Source organism: Curtobacterium sp. MCBD17_034 (assembly GCF_003234515.1).
Lineage (GTDB): Bacteria > Actinomycetota > Actinomycetes > Actinomycetales > Microbacteriaceae > Curtobacterium.
Genome location: NZ_QKTN01000015.1, coordinates 34589 through 43458 on the forward strand (window position 1 = coordinate 34589; position 8870 = coordinate 43458).

Annotated in this window: 11 protein-coding genes and 1 pseudogene; 4 read left to right on the top strand and 8 right to left on the bottom strand. The window is 66.7% G+C overall.

Annotated elements, in window-relative coordinates:
• Positions 1–53: 53 nt before the first annotated feature.
• Entirely contained in the window at positions 54–734 is a 681-nt protein-coding gene (locus tag DEI92_RS15615; protein WP_111014180.1) for a TetR/AcrR family transcriptional regulator, read from the top strand.
• Positions 735–817: 83 nt separating this feature from the next.
• Here DEI92_RS15615 and DEI92_RS15620 read toward each other — a convergent pair whose 3' ends face one another.
• Positions 818–1693: an alpha/beta fold hydrolase gene (locus DEI92_RS15620; RefSeq protein ID WP_111014181.1), complete on the bottom strand. Its 876-nt coding sequence runs from the start codon at positions 1691–1693 to the stop codon at positions 818–820.
• Positions 1690–2064: an SDR family oxidoreductase gene (locus tag DEI92_RS15625; RefSeq protein WP_111014182.1), complete on the bottom strand. Its 375-nt coding sequence runs from the start codon at positions 2062–2064 to the stop codon at positions 1690–1692. Before DEI92_RS15625 ends, DEI92_RS15620 begins: the two co-directional genes overlap by 4 nt.
• A gap of 117 nt (positions 2065–2181) precedes the next feature.
• On the opposite strand from DEI92_RS15625, the gene DEI92_RS15630 reads away from it, so the two are divergent.
• Positions 2182–2625: a MarR family winged helix-turn-helix transcriptional regulator gene (locus DEI92_RS15630; RefSeq protein WP_220037515.1), complete on the top strand. Its 444-nt coding sequence runs from the start codon at positions 2182–2184 to the stop codon at positions 2623–2625.
• Positions 2626–2796: 171 nt separating this feature from the next.
• On the opposite strand, the pseudogene DEI92_RS15635 reads toward DEI92_RS15630, so the two are convergent.
• Positions 2797–3150: pseudogene (locus DEI92_RS15635) on the bottom strand (helix-turn-helix domain-containing protein); the annotation flags it as partial.
• Positions 3151–3351: 201 nt separating this feature from the next.
• Positions 3352–3837, bottom strand: a complete 486-nt coding sequence (locus tag DEI92_RS15640) for a hypothetical protein (RefSeq protein ID WP_146249172.1) — start codon at positions 3835–3837, stop codon at positions 3352–3354.
• 138 nt (positions 3838–3975) lie between these two features.
• Between DEI92_RS15640 and DEI92_RS15645 the strand changes: the two genes are divergently transcribed.
• On the top strand, positions 3976–4293 hold the full coding sequence (locus tag DEI92_RS15645) for a hypothetical protein (protein WP_146249173.1): 318 nt from the start codon (positions 3976–3978) through the stop codon (positions 4291–4293).
• Positions 4294–4874: 581 nt separating this feature from the next.
• The gene (locus tag DEI92_RS15650; protein ID WP_111014186.1) at positions 4875–5129 is read left to right on the top strand and encodes a hypothetical protein; all 255 of its coding nucleotides are present in this window, start codon (positions 4875–4877) and stop codon (positions 5127–5129) included.
• 790 nt (positions 5130–5919) lie between these two features.
• Here the strand turns inward: DEI92_RS15650 and DEI92_RS15660 are convergent.
• From DEI92_RS15660 to DEI92_RS15680, 4 genes are all read right to left on the bottom strand, one after another.
• Positions 5920–7092: a hypothetical protein gene (locus tag DEI92_RS15660; RefSeq protein ID WP_146249174.1), complete on the bottom strand. Its 1173-nt coding sequence runs from the start codon at positions 7090–7092 to the stop codon at positions 5920–5922.
• Positions 7093–7163: 71 nt separating this feature from the next.
• Positions 7164–8000, bottom strand: coding sequence for an IS3 family transposase (locus DEI92_RS15665; protein ID WP_181434994.1), 837 nt, complete (start codon positions 7998–8000; stop codon positions 7164–7166).
• Between the two features lie 35 nt (positions 8001–8035).
• Complete coding sequence (locus DEI92_RS15670) at positions 8036–8323, bottom strand: transposase (protein ID WP_181434995.1); 288 nt, start codon at positions 8321–8323, stop codon at positions 8036–8038.
• A 431-nt stretch (positions 8324–8754) separates the two neighbouring features.
• Positions 8755–8870, bottom strand: a 116-nt coding sequence (locus DEI92_RS15680; RefSeq protein WP_146246045.1) for an integrase core domain-containing protein, incomplete at its 5' end; no start/stop codon positions are given.

Sequence of the window (8870 nt, forward strand, 5' to 3'; positions counted from 1 at the left end):
CATCGATCAGTGCCACTGTGGACCGTTGGTCCAACTCATGTCAAGATGGAGTTGTGTCCGCATCCGAAGACCGCCCCCCACGGCGCGCGAACGCGCTCTCTCGCGATCAGGTGGTGCTCGCCGCGGTGCAGCTACTCGATGATGGAGGGACGCCCGCGCTCACGGTGCGAGCGCTGTCCGAGTCGCTGGCGACCGGTCGCGGAGCCATCTACCACTACGTCTCGAGCATCGACGAGGTGGTGGGGACCGCAGCCGACCACGTCCTCGGGCCGGTCGTCACGGCGGAGGACCCCGACGCGGCGTCCGCGATCCGGTCGATCACGCTCGGCGTGTTCCGGACCATCGCCGCTCGCCCCTGGGTGGGGACACAACTCGCCCGGAACCCGTCGCAGCCAGCGGTCCTCCGGATGTGGAAGGCGATCGGGCACCATCTCCTCCGACTCGGGGTTCCGGAGAGCCGGCTCTCGGACGCCGGATCTGCGCTGGTCAACTACGTCCTCGGCGCCGCAGCCCAGTACGCAGCAGGGCCCGGGCAGGCGGAGGACATGACTGCGCGGCAGCGGTACCTCGACGAACTCGCAGCCCGATGGGCGGACGAGGATGATGACGCCCTCGTTCAGGACATCGCCGCGCGTCTCGGAGATCACGACGACCAGGAGCAGTTCCTCGCCGGTGTGGACATCTTCCTCGCGGGCGTGCGCGCGCTGACGAACCCCCACACGGACCAGGGCTGACACCCGCGGGCGCATCGCGGGTGTCCGCGCTCGACCCTCAGGGCGTCCTGGCCGCGGCGCATGGCGCCGGCGGGCGTCGCCGTTCACACGGACATCAGGAACGTCGACACCACAGCGGCGACCCGCTCGGGTCCGCCGTGGTTCCACGGGCCGTCGTGGCCGAGCCCGTCGAGCTCGACGTGCTGTGCGTCCGGGAGGACCGTGGCGAGCCTGCGGGCCGCCGCGCGCAAGAACGCGGGGCTGGCGGTCCCGGAGACCACCAGCACGGGCTTCCGGACCGTCACGTACTCGTCGAGGCGTCCGTCCACCTGCGCGACGTCGTGGAAGTCGTACCGGACGCCGGGCAGCAGCGACCGGAACGTCGGACCGCCTCGCCGGACGACGGCGTCGATCGCGATGACGAGCCGCGCCACGACGCGGGCGATGACGCGGGGCATCCGGCGGATGACGGCCGGCGCGGTCTCGGCGACGAGGAGGGAGTCGATGAGTGCGCTGGCCAGGTCGCCGCGCTCGATCTCCCCGGCGAGCCGGCGGACCCCGGCGCGGTCGATCCCGTCCTGGTAGAAGGGCGGCTCGTAGACCGCCGCCGCACGGACCCTGGGCAGGGTGCGGGCCGCTTCGAGGGTGATCACGGCTCCGGAACTCAGACCGAACACGGCCGTCGCGCCGGTCGCGGCGAGGACCGCGTCGACGTCCTCGACGTCGCGGGCGATGTCGTGGTCGGCGCCGTAGGGGCGAGGGCTCAGGCCGCGCCCGCGCCGGTCGACCGAGTGGACCGTGTACGCCGTCGACAGCGCTGCCGCGAAGCGTCGGTAGGCCTGCACGTCGGCCATGGCGCCCTGCACGAGGATGACCCCGGGGCCACTGCCCTGCGAGAGGAACCCGATCGCCGTGCCGTCGGCCGACGTGACCGACCGCGTGACGACGTCGGTTCCGATGCGGGAGGTCCCCGCCCTCATCGGAGATCGTCCCGATCCTCGTGGGCCCAGGTCGCGAACGACACGGGAGGACGACCGACGACCTCCTGGACCGAGTCGACCCTGAGATCGACGGGACCCTGCGGCACCGAGCCGACTGACGCGATGATCGGCTCGACGAACACGGCGATCGTGGTGGGTTCGGCACCGAGGAACACCTTCTCGACGCCCGCGAGCAACCGGGGGAACGTCGACGGGTCGGTCAGGTCCGCTCGGACGACGTCGACGCCAGGCGGGAACTCGCCCAGCCGGGGGGAGCGGCTGGAGGCGCGGACACGGGCTGCGCTCGCCATCAATGCCCGGAGCACGGCTCCGCCGATGCTGCCGCGCGCACCGATCACCAGGTACGTCATCCGTTCTCCAACCGGTTACACCGCGAAGTAGTTACGCGGCGAAGATACTCCAGCTCGGATAGAGTTGCGACATCCGACGGAGGTGCGATGGGACAGCACGACGACCGCGGGCAGCTCGTGCTGGACGCACTGCGATCGTTCGCTCGAGCGAACTCGGAATTCGGTCGGGCCTTCGCCGCCCGCGAGCGGATGCACCACACCGACGCCGCGGCGATCGTGGAGATCCTGCAAGCGGAAGAATCTGGTCGACCACTCACGCCCGCGCGGCTGGCCGAGCTGGTGATGCTCACGACCGGTGCGACGTCGACCCTGCTGAAGCGCCTGGAGAGCGCCGGCCACGTCGTCCGCACTCGTGAGCACGACGACGGACGTATCGTCACCCTCCGAACGACCGCTACCGTGCATGCCGCAGCCGCGGAGTTCCACCAGCCGCTCGCCGCGCAACTCAACGTGGTGCTCGGGAGTCGCTCCGACGAGGAACTCGAGTCGGTCAGGAGCGTCGTGCTCGAGGTGGCGGAATGCCTGAGGGCTGCCGCCTCGAACGCTGTCGACCACGAGTAGCACGACGCGCCCGTCGGTCGGTCCTCCGCACCCCGAACGCTCCCGCTCAGCCCAGGACCGACGGCTCCTGCGTCAGTGCGACGCTGGCGTCCCACAGCTCATCGGCCCTCGAGCGGTCGTACGACTCCTCGGGTCCGACACCGACGCGCACCACTCCGCCGGCCCTGCGGGTCGCAGCTCTCTGGAAATCGTTGACGGGCTGCGGTTCAGACTGGCCGCGATCTCGCGCACGCCGTCGCCGCGGGCCCGCATGAGCGCGATGTCCTCGCACTCGCTCGAGGACAGATAGCGTCCGGACAGCGTTGGAGCGAGCCTCGGGTTCACGCCGCCAGCGTGCCGGAACCACCGATGCGCGACCGGCTCGGACACACCCGCGACGACCCCGGCCTCTCGCGTCTTCACCCCCGGCGCGATCGCAGCCCAGAACGCGACCCTGTCCTCCCGCCATGCCACCGTCGGACGGCCAGGAGAGGGAACCTGTCCCCGATACGCCTGAACCTGCCGTTGTCGATCTCGAACCCGCATCGAACACCTCCGAAGTTTGGTGTTGCGACGACCGGTTGAATACGGCCCGAGCTGCTCACCGATCCGACGCAACGCGCCAGCCCTGGTGCTCGGGTCGCGGCGAGCATCCACCGCGAGCCGGACCGCCCGCTCCCGAAGCTCCCCCGGGTACTTCCTCGGTGCTCCCATGACTCTCATCCTCCCGTGGATTGAGAGCCTCCATCAGACCCGGGGCGGAACAGTTCCCTCACGGGCGCCTGCAGCACGCGCCGATCTGAAGTCGCGCTTCCCGTTACGCCAGAATTCGACATCCGTCCCTGTTCGCCTGCTCGGCAATACGACGGCCGTCCCCGACTCGGTCACCATGTCGATGCCTTCGCCTGCGCCGCACCAGACGTGCATGTCGTCACCGAGCTCGAGCTGGACGCGGCTCGCGAGGGTGAATGCCTCGACCCTGTGAGCGGCCAACACCCCAGGGGACACCGAAGGCGACGGGACGGGGTGAGACTCGTCACGGTCATCGAAGACGGCGTTCGACGCCTGCTCGAAGACGGCGTTCCACGCCTGCAGGTCGAGCCGGAGGGACGTGCTCAGTCCGAGGTCTGTGGCCTGGGCGACGCCGAAGTGTTCACTCGACCGCGATCCGCGGTACCACAAGGGGGAATCGTCGACCATGTACTCGGCCATGACGAGGATGATCGCGCTCAACACCGGGACAGCGTACGAGGGCGTACGGCAAAGTATCGACTACCGCGCAGCAGCCTGACGCTAACTCGCGCTCGAGAGTGCGACCGGTAGTGATCCCCGCCGGACAAGGGGGTGGTTAGCACGAGAAGGCTTGAGAGCGTGCAAGCGAACATCCGGACAGTGACGGTGCAGGGCCAGACCCAATCCCGGGACGCGGACCTCGATCACGTGCAGCACTTCGAAGTCGAGACTGACACGGGTCACCGGTACATCGTCATCTGCAAGGGCCCACCTGTCGGCTCTCCATCCGATTGGAGCGTGACGAGCGCGGATGATGGCCGGACGGTCGGTCATGTTCGTCTGCTCGGCGCGGGCATGCCCGGTGCCACGAACTACCAGTTCAAAAAGGCCGGGGCGCTGTTCGCCGCTGGCAAACAGTTTGATCTGTGGAACGCCGTGCAGTCGCTGATGAAGTGACGTCTCTGACGGGGTCCCGACGCGCAGCGGCCGAGCGGATACCGGCTGGGTCGCGCTCCGCAAGCGTCGCTCCTACGTCCGTTAGCCGATCGGCTACCGGGACGCCTAACGGATCGAGGCGGTGCATGGTGAACTGAGCCGATGCGTATCCGATCAGCGGCATGTCTCGCTTCGTCAGGAACGAGACGTTCCTCTTCGAGTGACGTTGCGGCGACCCAGCTTGGGTCGTCCTTGTTGCTGTCTGACGCACGGCAGCTCGGGGACGCCCCCGCCGACGTCGAGCGCCGCGGCGAGTGGACCCGTCTCGCTGCGGAGGTGAACACCTTCCGGGCTCGGTACCGCGTGGACGCGGCCGAGACCCAGGCGATCCCCGCAGCCATCCGTGAGCAGAAGATCGGCAGCTCGCCGCCCGGGTCACGGCTACGGGGAAGGCCGCGAAGCTGACGACGCGGCCACCGGCCACGGTAGAGGACCGGCAGCGCGAGGCCCAGCGGGCCTCGCAGGCAGCCGCTGACGTTCGCGCCGCAAAGCAGGGCATGACGACTGCCGCGAGCCCGCGGGTCACACAGCGAGGAGCCGCGATGAGCGACGCAGGGGAAGAGGCGTTCGGTCACGTCGGCCGGGCGATCGGTCGTGTGGCGAAGGCGGCCACCAACGAGGTCACGAAGGCGGCCGGCCGGACGCGTGCCGAGTGGGAGCGCGACACGATACGCGCCGCCGGTGTCGACCCGGACGCCGGCGTGTCTCCTGAGGCGAAGGAGCGCGCAGCCGGGCAGCGCGAGCAGCAGCAGGACGACCGTGGCCGCGATCGCGGCGATGAGGGCCGCGAGCGGTGACACCGGGCCGTACGGCATTCAGATGGTGCGAAACGGTGCCGCGCTGGCCCGCTTGTGGCCCCAGCCGTGCTCACCGACCGACATCGGCGGCTGCGCGTTGCACAATGACCTGCAGGAACGGCAGGTAGGAGCTTTTGGTCGGATCTACAAGGCCTCTTTCGGAATCGTCGGGCGCTCGGATCGAACCGCAAAATACGCTAACCGAGCCTCCGCCGCTGCTTTGGCGCCTCGTAGTGGTCGCCACAGCAAGTGGCTCTATGCTACGTGCATGAACCAGGAACCGGGCTGGTACGACGATCCGGACCCGTGGTATGTGCGGTACTGGGACGGGTCAGCCTGGGCGGGTCGCAGACCAAGGTATCCGGCGGACTTTCAGGCGGAGTCTTCCGCGCACCAGTCGGTCCCAGTCCCTCACGCTGCCACCAAGGCAACTTGGGCACTCGCAGTCTCCGCACTCTTTGCGCTGAACGATGTCGCCGTTCTCCCGATTGGTTATTCGCCGCTGAGCGACACGAACTGGGCTTTGATTTCAGCTATAGCAGTCCCAGTAGGAACAATTGCGGCGTTACTCCTGCTCATTCTATATGTCCGCGGGCTACGGCTAGAGTGGGCGAATGGGCTTGCAATATGCATCGGTCTAGTCATGGTGCTATCTTTCCCGATTGGAATGCTCGTCACAAGCGGATTGCATTCCTTTGGAGTGACCGGTCCGTGACGCCTAACAATTAGTGAGGGTGTGCCCGGCATTTTGATGCCGTGCACACCCTCACTAATATGTTATTCCATGCAGTTATGAGGCGTACCTACAAGTGTAAGACGCGTCTTCCGGTGACAGCGAGACCGTCGGCGGCGCTCCGCGATTGACCCATGCCCCGGTATTCTCGTCGATCTGATACCAGTCTCCGTCCGTCGCGACAAAGTCCAGGAAGTCCACCCGAGTACCCGCCATGTCGGGCGCAGCGAGGGATCCCGAGTTTCCGTCCGTGAGATCCTCGGGGGCCCCCCAGGCGGTCATCAGGGTCCCCTGATGGGCGGTGATGGTGCCGATGCTGCGATCCATGCTGAGGCTCGTGATGCCGTCGAGAGTGGTGTCGGCGCTCGCATCGTTGTCGGCCGCGTCCCAGAGGTCGTCGTCGAAGGACCAGATAGTGTCCCCGGTGAGTCCCCAGGCGTAGCCCGCGCTCTGAGCGACCTGGTCAAACTTCACGCCGCCCGTGTCGTACTGCTGCCAGGTGTAGTGGTAGTAGCGGCCGTCGTTCGGCGGATTATCGGGGTCGTTCACCCGACGCCAGACGTTGCCGTCACTGTCCAGACCGATGATGGCGCCTTGGTCTATCGCGACCTGCGTGAAGTTGATGCCGGAACTGATCGGCGTCGGGCTCTGAATGTAGGACGGGTCGGCGCTATACGATCTGTTGACGAAGTCTGGATTGCGACCCCACACCTGAATGTCGCCGCTACCGGCGATCCCGACCGCGGTACTGCCATCAAGATCGAAACTTCTCCACGTTCCCGGGATCGTCTCGGGCCCGTTGCCATTCGTCCAGGTGATCAACGAACCGTCCCCGTTCAGGACGTACCCGGTCTGCTGTGCGTGCAGCGCGGGGTCATTCACCCCGTGGATCTTATAAGGGTTCACGAAATCGTTGACCGTACAGGAGCTGCTGCCGTTCGCATAGGCCCCGAGGAGTGATGCGTTGCCCGAGCCCCACAACTTGCCGCTTTTGGTGAGGCCGAACTGGCCGGCGACCGTAACCCACTCGTCCGTAGAACGATTCACCTGGGCGGAGATGACTTGCGCGCACACTGTCGGGTTGGTGCTCGGCGGGTCACCCTTGAGAATCACGATGGGTAGGTCGTAAATGCCGGCAAGCAGGCAGTAGAGGTGGGTGGCAGTGCTGTGGAAGAGGTTTGTCCAGGTGGTGGCACCATTCCAGCTCACCCACGCTTCGTGAGAGGGCATCGTGAATTGCCAACCGCTGATTCGTGTCAGGTGACCTGTCCCGGGTTTCCCGGACGCTCTCTTTGTGTTGATCATGCCGCGGTTTCGGCGGCGGCGTAGAGGTTTTCGAATTCGATGGGCGAGTAGTAGGCGAGCGCGGAGTGGCGTCGGGTGGGGTTGTAGAACGCTTCGATCCACTCGAACATCGCCGACGCCAGTTCCGCGCGGGTGGGCCAGTCGCAGCGGTCCAGGAGCTCGATCTGCATCGAGCCGAAGAACGATTCCATCAGCGCGTTGTCATACGGGGACGCGACCTGTCCCATTGAGCCGAGGAGCCCGGCTTCGCGGAGCCGGCTGCCGAATAACCATGACGTGAATTGCGCTCCACGATCCGAGTGGACGATGGTTCCCGTGGGCTGGCGGCACCAGGTGGCCATTTGGATCGCGTCGACGACGAGCTCGGTGCGGAGGTGATCCGCGATCGACCATCCCACGCAGCGGCGGGAGAACACGTCGATCACGGCCGCGCAGTACACCCACCCTTCGTCAGTTCGGTGCTGGGTGATGTCGGTGACCCAGAGCTTGTCGGGAGCGTCCGCGACGAACACGCGTTTCGCCCGGTCCTGGAACACCGCCGGCAATCGACCCGTCCCGCCGGTGCGCCACTTCCGGTGGTGCACGCCCTGCAATCCGGCGAGGCGCATCAGCTTTTCGACCCGGCCGTGCCCGATCCGGCGCCGCTGCCCGAGAACCAGCTCCGCGTGCACCCGACGGACCCCGTAGGTGCCGCGAGAGCGAACATGTATCTCCCGAATCTGGTCGATCAGGTACGCGTCGTCTATGTCGCGGTCCGAGGCACGGCGGGATCGCCACTCGTAGTAGCTCGACGGGGAGACTTGCAGGACCCGGCACGTCACCGCGACGGGCACCCCGTCATCGGCGAGCTCGCGGACGAGCCGGAACCCTATATTGGGAGCACGTTCTCCCGCGCGAAGTATGCGCTGGCCCGCTTCAGGATCTCGATCACCATCGCTTGCACCCGGTTCTCCCGACGCAACCGAACCAGCTCGGCCCGTTCGTCCCGGGTCATCCCTTCGGCGCGGCCCTCTTCGACGGCCGCTTCGCTCATCCAGCGGCGCAGGCCCGACTCGCTGATCCCGAGATCCTTCGCGATCTCACGGACCGGTTTCCCACCCTGCCGGGCAAGCGCCACAGCGCGGCGACGGAACTCCTCAGGCTTCGCAGCAGGCATCACGGACTCCTTCTCCGGGACGATCATCGCCCCAACTCAGGTGTCCGGGAAACCCGGCACAGGTCAGTGTGTGATGATCCACTGATGGCTGACAGCGACGTTCCACTGGCCGGCGGCAACGCATCCGTGCGGGTGGTCCGCGTCGGTGAGACCGTGCGGAAACCGGCGTCAAGGTCGACGTCCTCCGTCTCCCGGTTCAATGAATCCAGTATCCGAAAGGCCGAATTACGACCACGACGACCTCGCCGAACCGAACCTCACGGTCGATGAGCGTCGCGACTTCGCGATTCGCCGGTTGCGCGAAGTGCTGGCGCCAGCTGAGGAGTGAGGACCGCATCGTAAGGAGCGCTGATCGGCGCTGTCGTACGAATCGACCGATGATTATGGCCGGCATCGTGCAGTATCGGCGCGTGCGCTCTTCTACGTCATGGCTAGGTGTACTGCCCAGGGAGGTTGGTCAACCGAGTGATCGGTGACCGGTTCCCGATGGCGGTGTGGGGCCGGTGGTGATTGTAGTGATGCAGCCATGCCGGGAGGGCGTTCCGGC